The sequence below is a fragment of the Pseudarthrobacter sp. IC2-21 genome (genome assembly GCF_034048115.1).
GTDB classification, from domain to species: domain Bacteria; phylum Actinomycetota; class Actinomycetes; order Actinomycetales; family Micrococcaceae; genus Arthrobacter; species Arthrobacter naphthalenicus.
The window spans coordinates 806,178-828,390 of record NZ_CP139145.1 but is presented as its reverse complement, the minus strand read 5'-3'; the positions used below and the strand labels follow the sequence as shown (position 1 = coordinate 828,390).

At 65.6% G+C, this 22,213-nt stretch carries 21 protein-coding genes; 9 read left to right on the top strand and 12 right to left on the bottom strand.

The annotated features are described in order from the left end of the window. Nucleotides 1–15 precede the first annotated feature (15 nt). The 3 genes from SBP01_RS03875 to SBP01_RS03865 all read right to left on the bottom strand — a co-directional run bounded on the left by SBP01_RS03875 (nt 16) and on the right by SBP01_RS03865 (nt 4,038). Nucleotides 16–1,395 (bottom strand): threonine/serine ThrE exporter family protein, encoded by a 1,380-nt coding sequence (locus SBP01_RS03875; protein WP_414004287.1) that lies wholly within the window; start codon nt 1,393–1,395, stop codon nt 16–18. A gap of 145 nt (nt 1,396–1,540) precedes the next feature. After that, nucleotides 1,541–2,857: a peptidoglycan bridge formation glycyltransferase FemA/FemB family protein gene (locus SBP01_RS03870; RefSeq protein ID WP_320537535.1), complete on the bottom strand. Its 1,317-nt coding sequence runs from the start codon at nt 2,855–2,857 to the stop codon at nt 1,541–1,543. A gap of 92 nt (nt 2,858–2,949) precedes the next feature. After that, nucleotides 2,950–4,038: a lipid II:glycine glycyltransferase FemX gene (locus SBP01_RS03865; RefSeq protein WP_414004286.1), complete on the bottom strand. Its 1,089-nt coding sequence runs from the start codon at nt 4,036–4,038 to the stop codon at nt 2,950–2,952. Between the two features lie 141 nt (nt 4,039–4,179). Between SBP01_RS03865 and SBP01_RS03860 the strand changes: the two genes are divergently transcribed. Beyond that, the gene (locus SBP01_RS03860) at nt 4,180–4,734 is read left to right on the top strand and encodes a TspO/MBR family protein (protein WP_275214581.1); all 555 of its coding nucleotides are present in this window, start codon (nt 4,180–4,182) and stop codon (nt 4,732–4,734) included. A 128-nt stretch (nt 4,735–4,862) separates the two neighbouring features. Here SBP01_RS03860 and SBP01_RS03855 read toward each other — a convergent pair whose 3' ends face one another. After that, nucleotides 4,863–5,402 carry a TetR/AcrR family transcriptional regulator gene (locus tag SBP01_RS03855; protein ID WP_275214582.1) on the bottom strand — a complete coding sequence of 180 codons (540 nt, stop codon included), beginning with the start codon at nt 5,400–5,402 and terminating at the stop codon, nt 4,863–4,865. A 66-nt stretch (nt 5,403–5,468) separates the two neighbouring features. On the opposite strand from SBP01_RS03855, the gene SBP01_RS03850 reads away from it, so the two are divergent. Further along, complete coding sequence (locus SBP01_RS03850) at nt 5,469–7,046, top strand: MFS transporter (protein WP_320537533.1); 1,578 nt, start codon at nt 5,469–5,471, stop codon at nt 7,044–7,046. A 149-nt stretch (nt 7,047–7,195) separates the two neighbouring features. Here the strand turns inward: SBP01_RS03850 and SBP01_RS03845 are convergent, their stop codons facing one another. Beyond that, on the bottom strand, nt 7,196–7,675 hold the full coding sequence (locus tag SBP01_RS03845) for a Dps family protein (protein ID WP_275214584.1): 480 nt from the start codon (nt 7,673–7,675) through the stop codon (nt 7,196–7,198). 201 nt (nt 7,676–7,876) lie between these two features. Here SBP01_RS03845 and SBP01_RS03840 point away from each other — a divergent pair, with 201 nt between their 5' ends. Next, on the top strand, nt 7,877–8,353 hold the full coding sequence (locus SBP01_RS03840; RefSeq protein WP_275214585.1) for a hypothetical protein: 477 nt from the start codon (nt 7,877–7,879) through the stop codon (nt 8,351–8,353). Between the two features lie 74 nt (nt 8,354–8,427). On the opposite strand, the gene SBP01_RS03835 is transcribed toward SBP01_RS03840, so the two are convergent. Both SBP01_RS03835 and SBP01_RS03830 read right to left on the bottom strand, forming a co-directional pair. After that, a complete protein-coding gene (locus tag SBP01_RS03835) occupies nt 8,428–8,976 on the bottom strand; it encodes a hypothetical protein (protein ID WP_275214586.1) in 549 nt (182 codons plus the stop codon). A gap of 313 nt (nt 8,977–9,289) precedes the next feature. Then, the gene (locus tag SBP01_RS03830) at nt 9,290–9,592 is read right to left on the bottom strand and encodes a DUF4193 domain-containing protein (RefSeq protein ID WP_275214587.1); all 303 of its coding nucleotides are present in this window, start codon (nt 9,590–9,592) and stop codon (nt 9,290–9,292) included. A 172-nt stretch (nt 9,593–9,764) separates the two neighbouring features. Here SBP01_RS03830 and SBP01_RS03825 point away from each other — a divergent pair, with 172 nt between their 5' ends. Next, a complete protein-coding gene (locus SBP01_RS03825; RefSeq protein ID WP_320537532.1) occupies nt 9,765–10,112 on the top strand; it encodes a hypothetical protein in 348 nt (115 codons plus the stop codon). Nucleotides 10,113–10,213: 101 nt separating this feature from the next. Next, nucleotides 10,214–10,870: a serine esterase gene (locus SBP01_RS03820; protein ID WP_320537531.1), complete on the top strand. Its 657-nt coding sequence runs from the start codon at nt 10,214–10,216 to the stop codon at nt 10,868–10,870. Nucleotides 10,871–10,998: 128 nt separating this feature from the next. On the opposite strand, the gene SBP01_RS03815 is transcribed toward SBP01_RS03820, so the two are convergent. The 5 genes from SBP01_RS03815 to SBP01_RS03795 form a co-directional block, all read right to left on the bottom strand. Continuing rightward, nucleotides 10,999–12,474 (bottom strand): aldehyde dehydrogenase family protein, encoded by a 1,476-nt coding sequence (locus SBP01_RS03815; protein ID WP_320537530.1) that lies wholly within the window; start codon nt 12,472–12,474, stop codon nt 10,999–11,001. Between the two features lie 134 nt (nt 12,475–12,608). Then, on the bottom strand, nt 12,609–13,808 hold the full coding sequence (locus SBP01_RS03810; protein WP_320537529.1) for a cytochrome P450: 1,200 nt from the start codon (nt 13,806–13,808) through the stop codon (nt 12,609–12,611). 82 nt (nt 13,809–13,890) lie between these two features. Continuing rightward, nucleotides 13,891–14,856 (bottom strand): PDR/VanB family oxidoreductase, encoded by a 966-nt coding sequence (locus SBP01_RS03805; protein WP_275214592.1) that lies wholly within the window; start codon nt 14,854–14,856, stop codon nt 13,891–13,893. A 165-nt stretch (nt 14,857–15,021) separates the two neighbouring features. Continuing rightward, nucleotides 15,022–15,864 carry an IclR family transcriptional regulator gene (locus tag SBP01_RS03800; protein ID WP_320537528.1) on the bottom strand — a complete coding sequence of 281 codons (843 nt, stop codon included), beginning with the start codon at nt 15,862–15,864 and terminating at the stop codon, nt 15,022–15,024. A 149-nt stretch (nt 15,865–16,013) separates the two neighbouring features. Then, entirely contained in the window at nt 16,014–16,814 is an 801-nt protein-coding gene (locus SBP01_RS03795; RefSeq protein WP_320537527.1) for an SDR family oxidoreductase, read from the bottom strand. 157 nt (nt 16,815–16,971) lie between these two features. On the opposite strand from SBP01_RS03795, the gene SBP01_RS03790 reads away from it, so the two are divergent. From SBP01_RS03790 to SBP01_RS03775, 4 genes are all read left to right on the top strand, one after another. Then, entirely contained in the window at nt 16,972–18,351 is a 1,380-nt protein-coding gene (locus SBP01_RS03790; RefSeq protein ID WP_320537526.1) for an aldehyde dehydrogenase family protein, read from the top strand. Between the two features lie 28 nt (nt 18,352–18,379). Further along, complete coding sequence (locus SBP01_RS03785) at nt 18,380–19,306, top strand: MBL fold metallo-hydrolase (RefSeq protein WP_320537525.1); 927 nt, start codon at nt 18,380–18,382, stop codon at nt 19,304–19,306. 43 nt (nt 19,307–19,349) lie between these two features. Then, the gene (locus SBP01_RS03780) at nt 19,350–20,636 is read left to right on the top strand and encodes an MFS transporter (protein WP_320537524.1); all 1,287 of its coding nucleotides are present in this window, start codon (nt 19,350–19,352) and stop codon (nt 20,634–20,636) included. Between the two features lie 77 nt (nt 20,637–20,713). Further along, complete coding sequence (locus tag SBP01_RS03775; protein WP_320537523.1) at nt 20,714–22,171, top strand: MFS transporter; 1,458 nt, start codon at nt 20,714–20,716, stop codon at nt 22,169–22,171. Nucleotides 22,172–22,213: the final 42 nt, after the last annotated feature.

Sequence of the window (22,213 nt, the reverse complement as noted above, 5' to 3'; positions counted from 1 at the left end):
GATCTGAGCCGGGCTTTACCGCCGCCGGGCGCGGCGCCGCTCGTTGCTGGCCAGGCTGCGCGTCAGGGGCCGGGCGAGCGTATCGCCGAGGACAATGCCGGCAGCCGTGCCCAGCACAATCGCCCCCGCGTTGAGCATTCCGCCGGCCCCGAGCAGGATCTCTGATTCCTCGATGGTCAGCACGTACATGGAGCGGAAGATGGTCAGGCCGGGCAGGAGGATCAGCGCAGCCGGAACGGCCACCACCAGCTGCGGGGCGCCCATCTTCAGTGCCACCACGCGGGCCAGCAGACCGATCACGACGGCGGCGATCGCCGGGGAGAACCGGTCGCCGATGCCCAGGGAACCGGCGCCCAGCAGGACGAAGTAGCCCACCACGCCCACTCCCGCAGTGGGCAGCAGCAGGTCCCACGACGTCTGCTCGGTGATGCCGATGGCCATCACGGCGATGGCCGTGAAGATCACCAGGACCCACAGATGGTAGGCGGGCGGGAACGTTTCGGTAACGTCAATGGCCTGCATCCCGGACATCGCCCCCACCACCGAGGCCACCGCGATCCCGGCCACGATCGCGCCGAAGGTCAGCAGTGTGGAAAGGAACCGGCCCGCGGCCGTCACGGGGAACCCGTTGATGGCGTCCTGGACGGCGGAAACCAGGCGGCCGGTGGGCAGGAGCAGCAGGATGCCGCCCACCACCACGATCGCCGGCGCGTTGGTGAGGTTGAAGCGCCACAACAGCAGCGCGGTGAGCGTGACACCGAAGGAGCAAGCCGCCGTCGTAAAGAAGTCCGGAACCCGCCACCGGCCCAGCTGGCGGGCCAGGAGGCTGACGCCGAGGTTTGCCACGAACGCGATGGCCGAGGACGCCGGGCCCCCGCCCAGGACACCCACGAAGACTGCCGCGAACACCCCGAAGGCCATGGTGACCATCCAGCGCGGGAACGGCTTGGGGCTGGTGATCGCCTCGTCCAGGCGGCGGATGGCCTCATCCCGGCCCACTCCCCCGGCCACAATGTCCGTCACCAGCCGGTGCACTTTCGCGAGCCCGGCGTAGTTGTTGGTCCAGGACCGCACCACCCGGAGCAACGCGATGGGCGGCTGGTCCTTGGGAGCGTAGTTGATGGCCACGGACTGGTTGGTGATGTCCACCTCGATGTTCTTCAGCCCGAGCGCCGCGGTGACCGCGATGATGCTGGTCTCCACTTCCAGGGCGCCGGCCCCGTACCGGAACATGGTTTCGGCGAGGTGCAGGGCAAAATCCAGGGTCTTGCGGGCAGAGGTGTCCACGCCCCCCACCTGGATCATGGGGTTGGCGTAGGGGCTCCCCGCGAGCCTGTCCACGATGCTCAGGGGCGCCGTCGGCGGGTTCTCGCCCTGGACCAGGCGCCGGAGCATCCGCTTGGCTGCAGCGTCGTGACCGAGCTGGGAGGCCGAGAGCGGCTCCGTTTTGGGCAGGCCGTCGGTGTGCGGCTTGCCGCGGTAATTCTCGGGACGTTTGTTCACGGTGGTCCGCCTCCCTCTGACGCTTGGTGGGTTGGTGCTACGCCTGCCGCTTCAGCGGCAGCTTGCCGAGGACAGTGCGGGCCACGGCCACGGCGGCCCGGGCCAGCCTGTTCGCCCGGAAGGGCAGGGGCCTGACCGGCATCACAAAATCACCCACGAGTTGGACCACTTCGCCGCCGAAGCCCTTCTTGAACTGGTAGCCGCCGTGGCCTTCCTCGTCCTGCCCCTCGATGCCGAAGGTGCCATAGAAGTTGTACCGCGCATAGCCCTGCTCCAGCCCGTGGAGCATCATGCCCCAGTACAGGGAGGTGGCGCCGTTGAAGTAGATGTAGTCCTGCACGGTCCCGCCGATCACGCACACCACTTCGTCGCCGAAACACACAAAGTGGATGGCAGCCACGGTGGCCACGCCCACGGAATCGGGGAAACGCTCAATGTCCTTGAGGCTGCGCTCGTAGCTGTCCGCCAGGTCCTGGACCACCTTGAGCCGGTTGGCCTTCTTCTTGCTGCCCGTTTCCTCAACCTCGCGGCGGAGCTCCGCCGCAGCCGCGGACTCGGCTTCCAGGCGTTCGGTGATGGACTTCCGGTAGGCCGGGATATCGATCTTGGCCATCATCAGTTTCGTAAACTCGGGCGAGGTGGTCCGCAGGAGCTGTTCGTAGTATTCGCGCTCCCGGTACACGAAGCCCTTCTCGTCCCCGGCGGTGCTGAGCGCGTTGTAAAACTCATCGAGGGTTTCCAGGGTGGCCTGCTCCAGGAACACCCCGTTCTTCTCAGCCTTGCGGATGGCTTTGCGGGTCCGGTAGCTGGTGCTCATGATGAGCTCTTCGGAATCCTTGATGCCTTCGAGCTTCTTGATGAACATCCAATTCACATTGACGAAGTCCATCTCCGAGCCCTGGTGTTCAAAGCCCAGGCGGGCCAGCTCTGCCACGAGCGGCCTGTTGTCCGTGATCTCGGGGTGCTCGGCGCCGTCTTCATCGCGGGCGATGTACGGCAGGTTCGGAGAAATCCGCAGTTCCGCTGCTTTGCGCCCGGCGGCGCGCTCTTTGAGAAGTCCGACGACGTCACGCACCAGGGCGGCGTCCGCGTAGTCCATCAGGGGGCCCTTGGCGCACTCGCAGACCTTGTAGCCCCAGCGGTTGGTGGTGTAGTTCAGTTTGCCGGCGGCGACGAGTTCGCCGTCGCGCCTGACGCCGAAGAGCTCCACCACCTGGCCGCGGGCACGCTGGAACCGGACGAAGTCAGCGGACTGGATGAAGTTGTTCTGCGGGTGTGTGAGCGCGAACGCTTCGAACTCTGCATCGCTGAGGACGCCGAGCTCAAGCCCGGTTCCTGCCTTGGTTGGATTCACGGAAGTAACCTCATCTGTGGCTGCGCCGCCGGGCCGGGGAAAGGCGCTGGCGTTCGTTGGTGTGTGGGTGGTGGGATGCGCGGGACGCGCTGTCAGTAGAACTGCTGGCCGGTGCGGGCTGTTTCGAGCCGGCGGAAGATCCGCTCCGCGCCCTTGACCCACAGGACGTGCCGGACCGGGGCGAGGACGTAATCGTGGCAGCCGACGAAGTCTGTGACAGTCTTCGTGAAACTGGTCTTGAACATGCCCATGCCATACAGGTTGTGCGTTTTGTCCTTGATCTGTGCCGCCGGCGGGGTGCCGCAGAAGTCGTATTCGGTGCAGCCCAGTTCCTGCATGCGGCGGATCGCCGTCCATTGGACCAGGTGGGAATCGCCGTACTGCTTGCGGTTCTGGGTGGACCCGCCGTCCTTGTAGGTTGCCTTGGCACCGTAGTTGATCACAAAGGCGCCCACACTCGGTTTGCCGTCCTCATGGGCGAAGAAAAACCGGCCCTGGCCGCGGCTGCAGAACTCGTCCCAGAACCGGGCATAGTACTCGTAGCTGCGCAGCGGCATGGAGCCCTTGGCGCTCACGGTGTCCGCCATCAGATCATAGAGGGCCCTGTAGGTTTCCGGGCTCTGTTCGCGCTCGACCACCGTGCAGCCTTCACGTTCGGCCCGGCGGATGGCGTTCCTGGCGCGGGATGAGATGGCGCGGAGCACCTCATTTTCCGGTGCCGTGATGTCCAGCAGCGCCGTGGAGTCGTTCGACTGGATGTTCGGAGCCTTGACCAGGCCTGCCGCGGTGAGCTGCACCTGGGCTTCGGGCGAGGAGACGATGTCCGGTTCAATCTTGATGGTGAAGACGTTGAGCTTCCGGCTCCGGGCGAACGCCGCGCAGGCATCCAGGGCCGGCTTCAAATCCGCGGCGGAGTCCAGATCCGGCCCCTTGATCAGGTACCAGAGACGGCCAAGTATGGGGAACTTCTTCTCCAGGACCAGGTTGTAGCTGGACGTACCCGCCCGCTCCAGGACGAGGAAGCGCACATTCCAGCCGCTCCCGTTCTTAACCGACGCGTAGGCCGCAGACTGCAGCATGTTGCCGCCATTGGGGTTGGCCGTGACGTGCTTGTCCCAGTTCTCAATTTCCTCCGCAGTGGCAAAGCGGGCGGTGAATTCTCGCAAGGGGGCCGTGTCCAATCTCAGGGTTTCGTTCGTGGTTCTGTTCTCGTGGCTGCGTGCGGACATGTAGCCACAAGTCTAAAGCCTGAACCGGCGCGGCCGTTTCAGGCCGGTGGCGTGCGGCTTGACCGGCGGCCCGCCCTTCGCAAGGGTTGACCCATGGAACCACTGCCGGAAAAGTCCACCCCAAGTCCGCCGCGAGCCAGCCCGTCCGGCAGGGAACCCGGCGCCGGAGCGCAGGTAGTTGTCCTCGCGGCCTTCCTGGCAGCGTCCGCGTTCGTCGCATGGCTGGGCGCGTTCTCCACAGTGTCCAATGTGAACGGCTGGTACGTTGACGCGGACAAAGCCCCCTGGTCACCACCCAACTGGTTGTTCGGGCCGGTGTGGACAGCGCTTTACACCGCCATGGCGGTGGCGGCCTGGCTGGTCTGGCGCCGCCACGTTCCGGCGTCACGGCCGGCGCTGGTTGTCTATGGGGTCCAGCTCTTCCTGAACCTGCTCTGGACGCCCACCTTCTTCAGCCTGTACCCGCTGATGGGGACGGCTGCGCTCTGGCTGGCTTTCGCCATCATCGTGGCGCTGATCGCGGCGGTCACGGTGACGGTCATGCGCTTTGGCCCCGTCAGCCGTTGGGCCGGGCTCCTGCTGTTGCCCTACATCACCTGGATTGTGTTTGCCGCGTCCCTCAACCTCTGGGCGGCTCTGAACAACTGAGGCTCTCCGGGATGAACCCGGCATCGGGTTCTGCGCCATCATTCCGGTGCCGGGTGCCGGGTGCCGGGCAAAGGAGCGTCCGGAGACCCGGGGCGCCACGGGGGCCCGCCCCGAATGAATGGGCAGAATCAGCCGCGGAGCCGCTCCACCGCCGCCAGGAGCACCTCGACATCGCCCTGCCGGCCGTCGGTCTTTGAGGCCGGCCCGCCTTCCCACATGGCGTTCAGGTACAACCCGTCCCCCATATACAGCACGGCCTTCGCCATCCCGGTGCCCACATCGGCGGCGATCAGGTCCAGCCATTGCTGCTGGATGCCGGCGAACCGGCGCCGGGCCTCCACATGGGCCACTTCCGCCAACCGGCTGGCGGCAAGGAACGAGCGGTCCAACGGTGACCCGGACCAGAGCGAGGTCCGGATGAAGTATGTGGCCGCACCTTCCGGCGCCGCGGACATGAGGGCGATGTCTTCCCCGGCCAGCAGATCCAACCGCTCCAGCATGGCCGCTATCAGCGCCTCCTTGTTGGGGAAGTGGTACAAGAGGCCGCCTTTGGACACGCCGGCCCGCTTCGCCACGGCATCCAGGGTGGCCGCACGCTCCCCCACACTGATCAGGAGTTCTTCAAAAGCGTCAAGGACGGCGTCACGGGCTACGGGCTTTCTGGGCATGGATCCCATCATGCATGGTCAGGGCGAGGTTCCTTAACTGTACCGTCTGGACGGTATAGTTAAAGGATGACGTTGTCCGCCGCCTCCCATCAGAACCCTGCGAGCACATCGACCTCAAACCTGCCCGCCGGACCCACCGGAGCGCCGTGGCGTGACTGGCTCGCACTGGCCCTGCTGATGTTCCCCGTACTCCTGGTTGCCGTGGACAACACCGCGCTGACGTTCGCGCTCCCCGCGATTGCGGGCAGCCTGCAGACAACCGGGATCCAGTTGCTGTGGATCGTGGACGCCTACCCGTTGGTGCTTGCCGGCCTGCTGGTGGCCATGGGCAGCCTCGGCGACAGGATTGGCCGCCGCCGCCTGCTGCTGATCGGCAGCGTTGGCTTCGCCACCGTTTCGGCAGTCACAGCCTTCGCCCCCAGCGCCGAATGGCTCATTGCCGGGCGCGCCGCGCTGGGCTTCTTCGGTGCCATGCTGATGCCCTCCACCCTGTCCCTGATCCGCAACATCTTTCCCGACCCAAACCGGCGCCGCCTTGCCGTGGCCATCTGGGCGGCCGGCTTCTCCGGTGGCGCAGCTCTGGGACCTATATTTGGCGGCTGGTTGGTGCAGGAGTTCTGGTGGGGTGCTGTCCTGCTTGTCGCGGTCCCCATTATGCTTCCGCTCCTGGTATTCGGCCCTGCATTCATCCCGGAGTCGAAGGACCCCCGCCCCGGGCGGCTGGACCTGCCGAGCATTGCCCTTTCGCTGCTGGTGATGGTGCCTGTGGTGTATGGCATCAAGGAGTTGGCCACCGAAGGTCTTGGGCCCGCACCGTTAGCGCTGATCGCCTTTGGCTTCGCCATGGGATTCCTCTTCGTCCGCCGCCAGCAACGGCTGGCCTGCCCCATGCTGGACATTTCGCTGTTCGGCAACCCGGTCTTCAGTACCGCCATCACGGCAAACGTCCTGGCACTGTTCTCCTTCAACGGCTTCATCCTGTTCCTTGCCCAGCACCTGCAGCTCTTGGATGGGATGACCCCCTCAGCCGCCGGTGTCGCCATGATCCCGGCCCTGATAGCCACGCTGGTGGCGGGCCTCGCGGTAGTGCCCTTGGTCAGGAAGGTGCGGCCAGGCTTCGTGGTGGCCGGCGGCCTGGCTCTCACCGCCGCCGGCTACGGGATCGTCGTCTTCGGCGATCATGCTTCCGGACCCGCTTTCCTGCTGGCAGCCCTCCTGGTCCTTGCCCTCGGAGTGGGTGCCTCGGAGACAATCTCCAACGACCTCATCCTGGGCGCCGTTCCTGCCGAGCAGTCAGGTGCGGCGGCCGCCATCTCAGAAACCGGCTATGAGGTGGGGTCACTGATGGGGACGGCCGTCCTGGGCTCGATTCTCACCGCGTCCTACCAGCACAACCTCCGCCTTCCTGCAGGGCTGGAGGAATCCTCCTCCGGCGGCGCCCTGGATCGGGCCGGTGAAACCCTCGCAGGGGCCATGGAACTGGCGGTCAGCGCGCCCGCCCCTCTGGGCGACGCGCTGCGCGAAGCAGCGCGCCTCGCATTTGATTCGGGCGTCCACATCACTGCCGCAATTGCGCTGGTACTGATGGCTGGAGCCGCGGCCCTCACCGCCGTCGTACTCCGCAGAATTCCGACGGCGGAGTAGGGGCCGCAGTCCGGCGTGCGGGATTGCGCAGACGGACTATGCACACGGGGATGCTGACAGCGCGTGCGCAGGCGGGGGCGGACAACAGAAGGCCGCGGTGCCGGAGATGATCTCCGGCACCGCGGCCTGCTCACGCTAAAGCCCGGGTGCTACTTCGAGTCGGGGGCGGTGACGCTGGCGGACGCCTTCATGGTCTCGGCATTGACCATCCAGGCGTACTGCTCCAGCTTGGCGATGAATTCGTGCAGCAGATCCGCGGTAGTGGGATCCTCTTCATCCACCTCGTCATGAACCTTGCGCATGGTGCCAACGGCGGCCTCAAGGGCGGCCACGATCCGCTCGATGGCGTCCTTGGTGCTGATGAGGCCTTCCGGGAACTGAGCCAGCGACGTGGACTTGGCCACGGTGGCGCTGCGGCCGTCCGGCAGGGCATGGAGTGCACGCATCCGTTCGGCTGTGTCGTCCGCGAACTGGCGGGCGGCATCGACGATTTCGTCCAGCTGCAGGTGCAGGTCCCGGAAGTTGGTTCCCACGATGTTCCAGTGGGCCTGCTTGCCCTGGATGTGCAGTTCGATCAGGTCTGCGAGAACGGCCTGCAGGTTGTTGGTCAGGGTCGGTGAAGCTTTCATGAATCCTCCTCGATTGGTCCAGTAATGCCGACGCTATCAGTCCGCCCGGGGCTGCGCGGGGGGCCGGGCCGGATTTCTCAGTGAGCTTACTAAGATGTCCTGCACGCCCCCAAATACAGGTGCTTTGGGGCGCGCCCTTGAGCGCGGACGGAAGGTTACCGGCGGGTAGGCGGGTGTGGAATACGTGCTACGTTTTCAGTCATGACGCTCACCCGAACAGCTTTGGTCCGGCTCCTGACGCACCCAGCGGGGAAGATCCCGGCGCCCCGGCTGATCGGGGCAGTTCTCCTGGGTGGTGCGCTGGCTGCGGCCGGGGTCAGCCACCTCACCGTCGCACGTCAAGAGTTTCAGGCGCAGGTACCGCCGTGGTTCCCGATGGATAAAGACTTTGTGGTGCTGGCATCAGGCGTGGTTGAAATCGGCCTCGGTGCCGCGTTGATCGCCCTGCGGAAGCGCCGTGTCCCGGTGGGTCTGGCGGCGGCGGCGTTCTTCGTGCTGATCTTCCCCGGCAACATTTCGCAGTACGTGACCCGCACCGACGGGTTTGGCCTGGACACGGACCGCGCCAGGCTCACGCGCTTGTTCTTCCAGCCAGTTTTGGTCCTCTGGGCACTGTGGTCCACCGGAGCCTGGAAGGAACTGCGCGCGGCGCTGCGCCAGGGTAACCGCCCGGAGTAGCCCGCCGTCGGGATTCATGGTCCGGCCGATGGGCACCCCTCCGAACCGATACGCGGCTGCGAGCGCACAGGCGCTCACCAGAAGTGCGCCACATCCACCACCAGCCGTGAGCCTGAATCGGGACCGTCCAGGGCGAAGACCCGGAACGGGAGCCGGCCACGCACGCCGAGCCCGAGGCTGGTATATCCTTCAAAGCTGCCTGCGTACGCCACCTGGCGGAAGGTCTGGTATCCGGACACGTTGGAAAGTTCCGCGGGCGGGGCCGGGTTGTAAGTGGGCTGGCCCTTGACGTCATAGGCCGGCGCGTTCACAGTGACCTGAAGGAAGGCCGAACCCCGCAGCGGGACAGCCATGCCGGAGCCGTCCTGGACCACTGCCGGTACATACCGAACCGAGTAACCCTTAACCGGACCGTTGACATCCACCACCATCCGGTCGAAGCAGTAGTGCTGCCCGGTCCTGACGTTGGTGACGGATGCGGAGCTCATTTCCGGGCCCGTCTTGGCCAGCGACCCCCAGGTGAGCCCGCAGTAGGAGGTTGCCGCCGAGGCGGGCCCTGGAGTCAGGAAACCCAATCCAACAGTCATCACGATGACTGCCAGCCAAGTATGAAACTTCTTCATTGTGGGCCACCCTTCGAGTCTTTGGATACATCAAGGGTAGGAGCCTCGAGGGCCGTAAATAAGGGCTGTGGCCGCTTCGGCGCGGAACCGTTAGGGGCGGGGATGTCCGGTCACAGCCGGGTAATTCCGGCGGGTTTTTGCCGCGCAACGAAACGCTATTAACACCGTTTCTGCATCGCGTCGTGATGCACCATAACGACGCCGGACCGGCCTACCGGAAAGCGCATCCAGGTTGTGCCGCGGGAGATGCAAAAGCCCCGTTCGGCCGCTGGGCTGACGGGGCTTTTGCTCGCGATCCGGGGAGTGGAGGCTGCTAGCCCTCGCACTCGATGCAGTACTTCAGGCCGTTCTTTTCACGGGCAACCTGAGACCGGTGCCGGACCAGGAAGCAGGACGAGCAGGTGAACTCATCGGACTGCTCGGGAACAACCACAACGGTCAGTTCCTCGCCGGAGAGATCGGCCCCGGGCAGGTCGATGCCCTCGGCGGTATCGTTCTCCTCGACGTCGATGACGGCGGTCTGGGCATTGCCGCCGCGGGATGCCTGGAGTGCTTCCAGCGACTCTGCGGACGACTCGTCGTCTGTCTTGCGTGGAGCGTCGTAATCGGTAGCCATAGCGGGATTCACTTTCGTTGCTGCGCGGCACCATTTCAGGCGCCTCAGTGAAGCAGTTTAGGTCATTGCCCCACCACTTAGGCAATAGTGTGGCCAATTCGACAGACTCCGGAGGCACCTGCGGGGTTACGCTGAATTTGCCGGCATTCGACGCTGAACCGCAGGAGGCACCATGGCCGCCAAGCTCAACCGCAAAGCTATGACCCACGCCCGCAAGCTCATCGAGAGCGGAAAGGTCGAACACGACGTCCGCGATGACTGGAGTGAACATGCTCCCAGCACGGACAAGGAGAACGCGTTCATCGACAAACACGGCTTCGCGGCTTTCGCCGAATGGCACCTCGGCCGGGACGATGAGCAGTCCGAAGGCACAAAGGGGAGCGTTAGCTTTCCGTTCGGAGATTTCAAGAAGGTCCACCGCTGCGCCGTCATTTCGCTGGAGAGCCGGGCCGCCCAGCACGGGCACGACGACATCCGGGACGCCGCCAAGAAACTGCTCGAGCTGATGGATTCAGACTGACGCGGCATGGATGCGGGCGGCCCGGCATTGACACCCGCCCCTACAGGCGGTCTAATTGTTGTATCTTCAACCATTAGACCGCCTTCCCGTAAGGATTACCGATGACGCTCCCCGCCGACCCAAGCCTGTCTCCCGCAAGTGCCCAGCCCGTTGTGGCCTCGGCAGGATCAACCGACCCGGCCGCACCCCTGGTGGTGCTGTTGCACGGGCGGGGCTCCAATGAGCGCGAAATCCTCAGCCTGGCCGCCCATCTCCCGGAAGCATTTGCCTACACTGCAGTCCGGGCACCCATAGCGGAGGGAGGCGGCTACGCATGGTTTGCGAACCGCGGGATCGGCCGTCCCACGCCCGAGTCGCTGGCTGAACAAATGGCCTGGTTCCGGCGCTGGCTCGATGACTACTCTCCCGCCGGCCGGCCCGTCATCCTGGTGGGCTTCAGCGGGGGCGCCGCCTTTGCCGGCGGGCTGGTCCTGGAGGATCCAAACCGCTACGCAGGGGCTGCCATCCTTTACGGCACCCTGCCTTTCGAGGCCGGGGTCCCTGTCACGCCCGGGCGGCTGGCAGGACTGTCCGTCTTCGTTGCCCAGGGCGACCAGGACCGGGTCATCCCGGCCGAACTCCTTGCCCGGACCTGGGAGTACCTGACTACCGACTCCGCCGCCACCGTCCATACCCGCCGAGACCCCGGTGGGCACCAGATTTCAGCTCAGACACTGAATGAACTCGGCACATGGATCAGCGCTTCGCCAGCTACCTAAGGTCCGAAGGGGCGGCATTGCCGAGCCGCCCGGACTGATCCGTTTCCAAGGCACAGGAGCTCGAAGGCACAAGAGCGGCCTGCCCGGTCCGTGACGGGCCGGGCAGGCCGCTTCGTGTGTATCGCCTGTTAGAGGCGGGTGACTCCGATGGTGTGGTCGGTGGTGAACTCCTCGATGGCCCACTCGCCGTTAAAGCGGCCCAGGCCGGAATTGCGTTGCCCGCCGAAGGCCACGTGCGCTTCATCCTGGACTGTCATCTCGTTGATGAAAGTCATCCCGGCCTTGACCTTTTGGGCGAACTGCAGGCCGCGGTCGAGATTCTGGGTAAAGACCGCGCTGGAGAGGCCGTAGGCGTGGTCGTTGGCAAGTTCGAGGGCATGTGCTTCATCCTCTGCCCGCAGAATTGCAACCATTGGGCCGAAGATTTCCTCGCGGGCGATCTCCATGTCAGCAGTGACGTCGGCGAAGACGTGCGGGGGCACAACCCGGCCCCGGATCTCGCCTTCCACCACGGTGCGGGCACCGGCTTCCTGGGCCCACTTGATTTTCTGCTTGAGCCCTGCCAGCTGGGAGTCATTGACCACGGGTCCCACCAGCGTGCCCTTGGCCGTGGGGTCGCCGTAGGGCACCTTCGCGGCGGCCTCGGCGAAACGCGAGACGAACTCGTCGTAGATCGGGGCTTCGACGATGATCCGGTTGACGGACATGCAGATCTGGCCGGAGTGCAGGAAAGCGCCGGGAATGGCGGCGCCCACGGCGGCTTCGAGGTTGGCGTCGTCCAGCACCACCATCGGGGCGTTTCCGCCGAGCTCCAGGGCCACTTTCTTCAGGTGTTCGCCGCTGGTGGCCACCGCGCCCACGTTCTGCCCGACCGGGGTGGAGCCGGTGAAGGAAATCAGTCCCGGTACAGGGTGGGCCACAAATTCGTCACCAATCTCCGAACCGGCACCGATGACGGTGGAGAGCACCCCAGCCGGCAGGCCGGCTTCCTCGAAAACCCGCGCCAGGATGAGCGCTCCGGTCACCGGGGTATCACTTGCCGGTTTGATGACCACGGCGTTGCCCAGCGCCAGGGCCGGGGCCACGGACCGCTGGGACAGGTGCAGCGGGAAGTTCCACGGGCTGATCACGCCCACCACGCCGATCGGCTTGCGGTAGACCCGCATCTCACGGTTAGGGGTGTTGGAGTCAAAGATCTTGCCGTGGACCCGGGTGGGGAACGACGCCGACTCCTGGGTGATTCCGGCTGCGAGCGAAACCTCGACATTGGCCTTCAGCAACGTCGAGCCGGACTCGCGGACCAGCCAGTTCACGATCTCTTCGCGGCGCTCCTCAAGGATCTGCGCGGCACGGCGCATCACTTTCTGGCGATCGGCCGGCGGCAGGGCAGCCCACCCTGCCTGGGCTGCCTCCGCGGCGCGGTACGCCTCGTCCACGTCGTCGGCGGAGGCCTGACGGATGGTGGTCAGGACGCTGTCATCGAAGGGGTTCATCACGGTGAGGGTCTTCTCGGACCGGCCCTCACGCCATGTCCCGGCGATGTACTGGAGGCTGATGTCCTGCCCGGCGAATGTCGCCGGAGCTTGGATGGTTGAGGTGGTCATAGGTGTCGCTCCTCTTCAGATATGCGGAAGGATGGCTGGACTTGGTGGCTTAACAGTCAGTCTGGCCGTCCCCCTGATGGAGAGCAAGTCGACGTGGTCCCCCGTCTTTGCTGCAGTCCCCAAACGTTGGGGTCCTACGCGGCCGTGATCCGCACCGGCAAGGACTCGAATCCGCGGAGCACGTTGTGCAGGATCGGCACCGGGGCGCCGTCGGGTTCGATGGCTGCCACCCGCTGGAGCAGCTGCTGCAGCACGATTTCCATTTCGAGCCGGGCGATCGGCTGACCCACGCACTGGTGCAGCCCCATTCCGAATGCGACGTGACCGGAGGCGTTGCGGTCCAGGTCGAACTCGTCGGCGTTGTCACCCCATTTGCGGGGGTCCCGGTTCGCGGCGCCCAGGAAGACCAGCACCTTCGCACCGGCCGGCAGATGCACTCCACCAAGGACGGTGTCCACTGCAACGGTCCGGTGAAACTTCTGGAACGGCGATTCCAGGCGCAAAGCCTCGTCGACGGCGAATTTGGCCATCTTCGGGTTTTCCCGCAACCTGGCCCAGGCCTCCGGGTAGCGGGCCAGCACCGAAAGGGTGTTGCCGATTCCGAAGATGGTGGTGTCCACACCGGCTGACAGCAGGGCGCGGACCAGCAGCGTGGCCTGCTGTTCAGTGATCAGCCCCTCCTTCACGCGTTCCCATATCTGGGCACCAAAACCGACGTCGTCCAGGTTTTCGCGCTGGCAGTTGCGCATCACCGCTGCGGCGTGCTCGTCACCCTGGGCAAAGGCCTGCTTGAAGATGTAGTTCTCCGGACCGAATGCGTTGAAAACCATGTTGCCGTACGGCAACAGGTGTTCACGGCCGACGTCGGGAATCCCCACCGCGTCCGGGAAGACTCGCAGGGGGTACTTCTCGGCGAGGTCGGTGATGGCGTCGAAACGCTCACGGCGGGCCAGCTGCTCCGTCAGCTCAATGGCCGGCGGCGTGAACGGCTCCCGGAGGGCGCGGACCGTTCCGGGATTAATGACACCGGTGAGCGCGCGGCGCATTACCGTGTGGATGGGCGGGTCCGATTCGAGAATGCTGGGCGGGCGCCAACCCGAGTCTTTCCGGATGTCCCGAGGGCCCAGTCCACCTGAAGAGATGTAGGTTTCAAAGTCGGTGAGGACTTCATAGACCTCCTGGTACCCGGCCACGGCATAGCTGCCGGTGCTCTCCAGATATGACACGGCGCCGGCATCGCGGAGCCGCCCCAGGAACGGGTACGGGTCCAGAAGGTTGGCGGTCTCGAAGGGGTCTTCGCCCAATACGTAGGCTTCATGGGTGGTAGCGGTCATGAGAAACACTCCTGGTGACAAATCTTGGCTGAACAATCCGGTGACCGGACCAAATCCGGATACCCGCGAAAAGCAGGATTTTTTAGAGATCCAGAACCAGGCGCGGGCACCCGGCAGCGGCTCGGGAAACGCAGACCAGCATGATCTCGCCCGCCTCGCGGTCTTCGTCGGTCAGCACAGCATCGCGGTGCTCGGGCTCACCGGAAATGATCTGGGTCTCGCAGGTGCCGCACAACCCGCCGCGGCAGGATGAGAGGACACGCACGCCCACCTCTTCCACAGCTTCGAGGATGGTCTTGTCGTTCGGCACTGTGACCGTTTTTCCGGTGCGGGCCAGTTCCACCTCGAACGGGGCGTTGGCCGATGCGGCACCCAGGGTGGACGCCACGAAGCGTTCCGTGTGCAGCGCACCGGGGGGCCAGCCCATGCAGCGTTCTTCCACTGCGCCGAGCAGTCCCCCGGGACCGCACGCGTATACCAGCATGTGCGCCCGGGGCATGCCGAGAATCTCGTCAAGGTCGAGCCGCCCAACCTCGTCCTCAGCGATGATCCGGATTCGTTCAGCGCCATACCGGTCCTCAAGCTGCTGTGCGAACGCCATCGTCCGGCGGCTTCGCCCACCATAGATCAGCGTCCACTCCTTGCCGGCAGCCTCGGCCGCTTCCAGCATCGGGATCAGCGGCGTGATGCCAATGCCGCCTGCGAGGAACAGGTAGCGCCGTGATTCGCGCATGGCGAAGTTATTGCGCGGCTCGGAGATGGTGATGGCTGTTCCGGCCAGCAGGGCGTGGACAGCTTTGGACCCGCCTCGGGAATCAGGCACGTGGAGCACGCCTATGCGCAGGTGATCCAATTCCTGCGGAGAGGAGCACAGGGAGTACTGGCGCACCAGGCCGTCGCCGACATGGACATCAATGTGTGCGCCGGGCTGCCATGGCTCGAACGGCTGGCCGTCCACCCGCCGCAGCACCAGGGAAACTACCTGGTCCGCCACAACGTCCACCTGATCGACAACAGCGTCAATGGTGGCTCCTGCAGATGCAGTCATCAGTCTTCACTTCCTTTGGAACGGCTCGCCTGCCATGCAGACTTCGGCCGGATATCCGGCCCGAAAGATGGCTTACTTGAGGTTAGGTGGTCTGCAACACATGCTGACGACGGCTTTCCATCCAACGGAAAGATTTGCCGGACGGGATCGGCCCAAAGCCGGAAACTACTGCGGAAGGTGCTCTACCCCGAGCCGCCGCGCAATCCCCCGTGCAGCGATGTTGAGTACGGGAACCACACTGCCCGCCGGCGCCGGGCGGCCCCGGGTCACGATGCCCAGGGCAGCCACCACCTGCTTGTTGGGCAGGAACACCGGGACGGCCAGGCCGTAGTTGTCCGGCCCGGCCTCTTCCTCGGTGGTGGCATAGCCGCTGGCCCGCACGCGTTCGATTTCTGTGCCCAGCACCACGGCATTGGTGATGGTGCGGGGCGTGTGCGGCTCCAAGTGCCGGACAGCGGCGGAAAACAGGTCTTTGGCCCCGTAAGCCAGCATGATCTTGCCCGCAGCGCTGGCATGCAGCGGAAGGCGCGCGCCTACCCGCCGGAACGGCTGTCCGGCGCCTGTGCCGGACATCCGCTCGACCAGCAGGACCTCCTGGCCATCCAGGATGAACAGGTTCACCACGTTGTGGGTGACGAAGAGGACGTCCTGCATGAACGGAGCAGCCACCTCGGCGATGTTCTGCTGCGCGGGGGCCAAGAGGCCAAGCCGCCAGATCCGTTGCCCCACCCGGTATTCGCCGTTCAGCTTCTCCAGACCGCCCCAAGCCACCAGTTCGCCGGCAAGGCGGTGTGCAGTGGCCACCGGCAGCCCTGCGCGCCGGGCCATGGCACTCAGGCTCTGAACGGAGTGTTCGCTGTCGAAGGTGCCCAGGAGAGCCAGGGCGCGGGAGGTCACGCTCACCGCTTGCTGCTGAACGGTACCGCTTTTGCCATCCGGCAGCGGCTTGGGCTTAACCGGTGACGCAGAGCTGCGGGTGGTCCTGCCCACCGGGGCAGCGTTTGCCATGCTTCACCCTTCTGAGCGTTGAGGAAAGCGGCTCCGCGGTTGGCATAGTGCCGTATCCTCCCATTTTAGGCCCGACGCCGGTGCCTCCCAGCGCGAAAGGTGAGGCACCGGCGTCGGGCATCAATGCATCCTCCGTGGGATGAAGGCGCTCAGCCGGGCACGGAGGTGAGCCCGGAGCCGCGGTAGGCCCCCAGGCCGCCGTCCACGCGGATATCGGAGCCGTTGACCCAGCCCGATTCGGGGCGGAGCAGGAAGTCGATGACGGGCGCAATATCGTCGGGGTCGCCGAAGCGGCCCAGCAGGGCACCGGCGCCCTCCACTTTGTCGCGGCCGTGGTCTTTCTTGAAGTCTTCAAGGATGGGGGTGGCCACGGGTCCCGGGCTGACGCTGTTGACGCGGATCCGCCGCGGCAGCAGTTCCGCCGCCAGGTGTTCGGTGAGGACGCGGACGCACTGCTTGGAGAAGAGGTAGGACTCGGCGGTGACCTCTTGATCATCAGCGATCGAATCCAAGGCAGCGGCGTGATCGTCCGCGAGCGCAAAAGTGGAGCACTTCGCCTTCACTTCCCGCCAGTTCACGGCAACGCTGGAGGCCAGGTTCACGACGGCGGTCCCCTCACCAAGCAGCGGGGCCAATGCCCGGACCAGTCCCCGGACACCGAAGACGTTGACCGAGAGCACAGTACGCCACGGTGCCGTGCCGGGCACGCCGGCGATGTTGGCCAGGCCCGCAATGCCGTGCGGCGCTGCGGCGGAAACTGCAGCCGCAGCCGCGTCGATGCCGGCCTGACTGGAAAGGTCCGCCTGCACGAACGTGCCGCTGAAGTCAGCGGGCGGGTTGCGGTCGATGCCGATCAGCGGCACGCCGCGAGCGGACAGGATCCGTGCCGTCCGGGCGCCAATGCCGGACGAAACCCCCGTCAGGACGATGGGCAGCTGCTCTTGGGACATGGAGACTCCTCGTTAGTGCGTGACGTGCTTCACTCCATAGTGGCAACGCGAACCAACCGATTCTCGCAGCCTTTCCGTTGGGCGGAAAGATCCGGGTGGAGTGTGACCGGTGCCATGACACTGGGATAAGAATTCGCACCCGGCCGAAAGGACCACCATGACGGCAGCACATTACGAGGTCCGCGACCCGGCCACTCTCGAGCTGGTGGGGCGCGCTCCGGAAAACACGCAGCAGGACGTCGAACAGGCAGTCGCGGCAGCCCGTGCAGCCGCACCCCGCTGGGCCGCCGACCGGGAGGCCCGCCGCAACGCCCTGCGTGCGGGAGCCGCCCTGATCCGCCGCGACCTGGACGCGCTGGCAACCCTGCTCTCGCTGGAACAGGGCAAACCCAAAACCGAGGCCGCGGGTGAATTCACCGTGGCGGCCGGACTTTTTGAGTACTACGCGAACCTGGAATGGGACGAAGCCGAGGCCCTCGCGCCGCGGGCCGACAGGACGCTGGAGGTTCAGTACCGGCCCGTCGGCCTGGTCGGCACCATTACGCCGTGGAACTTCCCCATCTCCCTGCTCAGCGTGAAACTCGCCCCCGCCCTGGTATCCGGGTGCACTGTGATCGCCAAGCCTTCCCCGTCCACTCCCCTGTCCACCATCGCGCTCGCGGATCTACTCAATGAGGTTCTCCCCGCGGGGGTGCTGCAAGTCCGGACCAGTTCGCGGCGGACGGTGAATGTTGCGCTGAGCACCTCGCCCGGCATCCGCAAGATTTCGTTCACCGGCTCCACGGACGTTGGCATATCCATCGCCCAGCAGGCCGCTTCCACGGTCAAGCGCGTCACCATGGAACTTGGCGGCAACGATCCGGCCATCGTCCTTGAAGATGCTGATATTGCCGTTACCGCGCGCGGAATTGTCGGCAGTGCCTTCCGCAACGCCGGCCAGGTGTGCATGGCGGTCAAGCGTGTCTATGTTCCGCGCAGCCGCAGCACGGAACTGGCCGAGGCCATCGCCGCTGAAGCTTCCCGTCATGTGCTGGGCCACGGCATCGTGGACGGCACCACCATGGGACCGATGCACAACGAGTCCCAGCTCAAACTGGTCCGTGGACTTGTTGACTCTGCCGTGGGCGCCGGTGCCCGCGTCCTCTCCGGCGGCTCCGCCGGCTGCGATCTGCCCGGCTACTTCCTCTCCCCCACGGTGGTCATTGACGCCGAGCCGGGCATGGACCTGGTGGAACAGGAACAGTTCGGGGCGGCCTTGCCGATCGTGGCGTACGACAGCCTCGATGAGACCATCTCCGGGCTGAATGCAGGGGAATTCGGACTGGGCGCTTCCGTCTGGACCCCCGACCAGGACCGCGCCTACGCAACGGCCTCGCGGATTGAGGCCGGGACGGTGTGGGTCAACCAGCACACCCTGGTGGAGCCGGACGCCCCCTTCGGAGGCTGGAAGGCATCCGGCATCGGCCGTGAACGTGGCCGCTGGGGGCTGGAGGAATACCTGGAAACCCGCGTCATCAATGCCCGTCCCCATTCCTGACCCCGCAACTCTGCAGAAGGACTTTCCTGTGAGCGTCGAACTGATCACTCTTGGCACCGCCGCCGGCCCGGCCATCCGCGGACCGGAAAACGGCATCTCCAGCGCACTGGTGGTGGGCGATGCCTTTTACATGGTGGATTTTGGCCTGGGCTGCTCCCGCGCAGCCCACGAGGCGGGGCTCCGCGGCAAGGATTTCGTGGCAGGTTTTGTCACCCACCTGCACTCGGACCATGTGGTGGAACTTCCCGGTTTCCTGCTGTGGAACTGGGGCAAGCCGGTGGAGGGCTTCACCGGGCCCGTCTCCATCGTGGGTCCGGGCAAGGATGCCACCCGCACCGGCGGTGCAGGGCTTTCCGGGACGGGTGAGCTGGTGTCCCACTCTTTGAAGGCCTTCTCGTATGACATCGACATCCGGGTGCACGATGAGGCACGCCCGGAGCTGGCGTCCCTGGTGCGCACCGTGGATCTGGTCACCCCCGCTCACGGGTCGGCCGCGGCGCAGCGCCCCTTTGACGTCTACGAGGATGACCGGGTCAAAGTCACCGGCATCCTGGTGGAACACCCGCCGGTTCGCCCGGCGCTGGCCTTTCGCTTCGAGACCGACGCCGGCTCTGTGGTCTTCTCCGGCGACACGGCGGAATGCGACGCCCTGGCTGTGCTGGCCCACGGCGCGGACGTTCTGGTGCACGAAGCAGTCAACCTGGGTTTCTATGCGGACAAGGGTTTCGCGCCGGAGTTCCTGAACCACCAGCGGATCGCCCACACCCCGCCGGAGGGAGCAGGCCGCATAGCGGCCGCCGCTGGCGTGGGACGACTTGTCCTCTCCCACCTGGCCGGCCGAGCCGAGCCGCAATGGTGGCGCAGCCGTGCCGCCTCAACATTTGACGGCCCCGTGGACGTCGCCGTCAGCGGCCAGCGGTTCCCCGTTGGCAAGCCGGTGCTGGCACCGGCCTAAGAAAGCTGAAACCGCCCCGCTATCCGTCAGCAAGGACCCCACTTTGAGACAGCCGCTGCCCGCGAAGGCATCCGATGACAGACGGACGACGGCGGACGGGGCGTGGCTTGCCGTCCTGGCGGCGGGGATCGCAGCGGCCATGCATATCTGGAAGCTCCCTGCTGCTCTGGCCGGCATTCAAGCCGATCTGGGCACAACGCTGATCCAGGCCGGGCTGCTTCTGGGGATTATCCAGCTCGCCAGCGTCGTAGGAGGGCTGGTCACGGCCGTGGGCGGGGAACTGGCGGGTCTCCGCAGGCTGCTGTTAGCCGGGCTCGTCCTGCTGAGCGTCGCATCGACGCTCGGCGCGATGGCCCCCAGCACCGAACTGTTAATGGCAGCGCGGACTCTGGAAGGCATCGGGTTCCTGCTGGCGGTTGTCGTCGCCCCTGCCCTGATCCGCCAGGTGACCCCGCCTCCGCGCTTGAACGTGGCGCTGGCAAGTTGGGGCGCGTTCCAGGGCATGGCCACCCTCATTGGGCTGTCCGCCGGGGCTTTGTTCCTGCAGGCGGCCGGCTGGCGCGAGTGGTGGCTGGTGATGGCCGTCGTTACCTTGTTGCCCGTGCCCCTGCTGCTGCGCCGGGTGCCGCGGGACGTGGTCCCTGCTGATACCGGTCTGCGGGCCGCGGTCCGCAAGGTGGCCCGGACTGTGTCCACCCGCCAACCGTGGATCATCGGCCTGGTCTTTGCCTGCTACACCGCGCAGTGGATTGCCGTGCTCGGTTTCCTGCCGTCCATTTACCGGTCAGCCGGGCTGGAAGGCCCGTTGCCTGGCATCCTCAGCGCTATTGTGGGCGGAGTCAACGCGTGTGGCGCACTCAGCGCAGGACCGCTCATCCAACGCGGTCTCTCGGAGCGCACAATTATTTTCTGGACCTTCCTGGCAATGGCAGCCGCCTCGGTGGCAACGTTCGCCGTGGACTGGGAAAGCACCGGCCTCGGTATCGTTTTTCAGGTCGCCTTCATTGCAGCGTTCTCCGCCGTCGGCGGGCTCATCCCAGCCGCGGTGACCAGGTACTCTGTCCGCATTGCCCCCGCGGACGGTTCCGTCACCGCAGTGCTGGGCCTGACGCAGCAGATCTTCAATGTGGGAAACTTTCTGGGACCCATGCTGTTTGCCCTGCTCGCCACCAGCACCGGGGGGTGGGGCACTACGTGGTGGCTGACCTGCGCGCTAAGCGGTGTGGGCATGGCGCTGCTGGCCTTCGTTGGCCACCGTGACGGCACCATTGACGGAGCGGCAGGGCACCCCGGAAAGCTGCTTTCCGCCCAACGGAAAGCTCAAATGTAAGGCCCATCACACGAGCTTAGAGTCAAGGAAACGCCGCTCCAAACGGCAAGACTTCCCCTTCAACGATTGGGCATCAAGTGTCTGAAACTCCCCTCACCGCAAAGCGGGGCACCGCGGCTTCCCGCGATCCCCGCACCTGGTCCCGGGCTAAGCGCAACCGCTACGGCTGGTTCATGACGTTCAGCCTTCTCTTCCTGATGATGCTCAGCTGGGCTGACAAGGCAGTCCTCGGCATCGCCGCCGTGCCGCTGATGAAACAGCTGGGCATCACGCCCGAACAGTTCGGTCTCGTGGGCAGTGCCATGTTCCTGACCTTCGGCGTGGCCCAGCTCGTGGCCGCACCCATCGCGAACAAGGTGTCCAGCAAGTGGATCCTGCTGGTCCTGTGCCTGCTGTGGTCCGTAGCCCAGGTCCCCATCCTTCTGTTCGCCTCCTTGCCTGCACTCTGGGCAAGCCGCCTGCTGCTGGGAGCCGGCGAAGGCCCGCTGGCGCCGGTTCTGATGCATGGCATCTACAAGTGGTTCCCCGAGAAGAAGGGCGCCACCCCGGCGGCACTGGCCTCATCCGGCGTGACCCTGGGCATCGTGGCATTCGCCCCCGTCCTGGCCTGGGTCATCGGGCAGTTCGGTTGGCAGACCGCATTCGCGGTGCTGGCCACCGTGGGGCTGATCTGGTCTGTTTTCTGGGTCACCGTGGGTAAGGAAGGCCCGTACACCAGCCGGAAGGCTGAGCAGGAAATCGACGGCATCGCGCCGAAAGAAGCTCCGGTGGTTTCGGAGGCCAAGGTTAGCTACTGGCGCACCATCCTCTCCCCCAGTTGGATCTTTGCGGTGCTTGCCTCCTTCTTTGGCTACTGGACGTTCACCCTTGCCATGTCCTGGGGACCTGCTTACTTCCAGAACGTACTGGGCTTCACCGGGCAGCAGTCCGGTGCCATGATCGCCCTCCCGGCCGCCTGGGGCACCATCGCCACCGTCGGTTTGAGCGCGCTGACCCAGCGCCTGCATCTGAAGGGCGTTCCCACCAGGAAGGCACGTGGCTGGGTACTGGGCGGCGCAGGCTCCTTTGCCGGGGCCTGCCTGGTTGGGGCGACCATGACCGCTTCCCCGGCGCTGTCGATCGCCCTCATGGTCTTCGGCTTCGGCACTGCCCCGGCACTCTTTGCCATCACCTACCTCGTGGTCGCAGAGCTCACCACCATTGGGCAGCGCGGTGCCAACCTGTCCATCGCCAATGCAGTCCTCACCACCGGCGGAGTCTTCGCGCCGGCGGTCTCCGGCTTCCTGATCGGCGGTGCGGCCACGCCTGCTGAAGGTTACCGGGCAGCTTTCGCCCTTGCTGGCGGTCTTTTGCTGACGTTCGGCATCCTTGCGCTGGTCTTCGTCAACCAGCAGCGCGACCGCCGCAGGCTGGGCCTTGATGCAACTGCCGTCCCCGCGGCCGCTGCATCCCCTGTTGGTTCGGCCACCGTTGCCGGCGCGGCGCCGGCGTCCATCGCGTCGCCGGCGTCCTTGGAGGCAGGCCACCGGGCATAAGCACCGCAGCCCAAGGCACGTGCGTGGCCCCGGAGAGGTAAG

Excerpts from the sequence above, each read along its gene's own strand:
- SBP01_RS03875 (WP_414004287.1), bottom strand. The coding sequence starts at position 1,395 with ATGCTCCGGCGCCTGGTCCAGGGCGAGAACCCGCCGACGGCGCCCCTG.
- SBP01_RS03860 (WP_275214581.1), top strand. The coding sequence starts at position 4,180 with ATGGAACCACTGCCGGAAAAGTCCACCCCAAGTCCGCCGCGAGCCAGC.
- SBP01_RS03855 (WP_275214582.1), bottom strand. The coding sequence starts at position 5,402 with ATGCCCAGAAAGCCCGTAGCCCGTGACGCCGTCCTTGACGCTTTTGAA.
- SBP01_RS03850 (WP_320537533.1), top strand. The coding sequence starts at position 5,469 with ATGACGTTGTCCGCCGCCTCCCATCAGAACCCTGCGAGCACATCGACC.
- SBP01_RS03845 (WP_275214584.1), bottom strand. The coding sequence starts at position 7,675 with ATGAAAGCTTCACCGACCCTGACCAACAACCTGCAGGCCGTTCTCGCA.
- SBP01_RS03840 (WP_275214585.1), top strand. The coding sequence starts at position 7,877 with ATGACGCTCACCCGAACAGCTTTGGTCCGGCTCCTGACGCACCCAGCG.
- SBP01_RS03835 (WP_275214586.1), bottom strand. The coding sequence starts at position 8,976 with ATGAAGAAGTTTCATACTTGGCTGGCAGTCATCGTGATGACTGTTGGA.
- SBP01_RS03830 (WP_275214587.1), bottom strand. The coding sequence starts at position 9,592 with ATGGCTACCGATTACGACGCTCCACGCAAGACAGACGACGAGTCGTCC.
- SBP01_RS03825 (WP_320537532.1), top strand. The coding sequence starts at position 9,765 with ATGGCCGCCAAGCTCAACCGCAAAGCTATGACCCACGCCCGCAAGCTC.
- SBP01_RS03820 (WP_320537531.1), top strand. The coding sequence starts at position 10,214 with ATGACGCTCCCCGCCGACCCAAGCCTGTCTCCCGCAAGTGCCCAGCCC.
- SBP01_RS03815 (WP_320537530.1), bottom strand. The coding sequence starts at position 12,474 with ATGACCACCTCAACCATCCAAGCTCCGGCGACATTCGCCGGGCAGGAC.
- SBP01_RS03810 (WP_320537529.1), bottom strand. The coding sequence starts at position 13,808 with ATGACCGCTACCACCCATGAAGCCTACGTATTGGGCGAAGACCCCTTC.
- SBP01_RS03805 (WP_275214592.1), bottom strand. The coding sequence starts at position 14,856 with ATGACTGCATCTGCAGGAGCCACCATTGACGCTGTTGTCGATCAGGTG.
- SBP01_RS03800 (WP_320537528.1), bottom strand. The coding sequence starts at position 15,864 with ATGGCAAACGCTGCCCCGGTGGGCAGGACCACCCGCAGCTCTGCGTCA.
- SBP01_RS03795 (WP_320537527.1), bottom strand. The coding sequence starts at position 16,814 with ATGTCCCAAGAGCAGCTGCCCATCGTCCTGACGGGGGTTTCGTCCGGC.
- SBP01_RS03790 (WP_320537526.1), top strand. The coding sequence starts at position 16,972 with ATGACGGCAGCACATTACGAGGTCCGCGACCCGGCCACTCTCGAGCTG.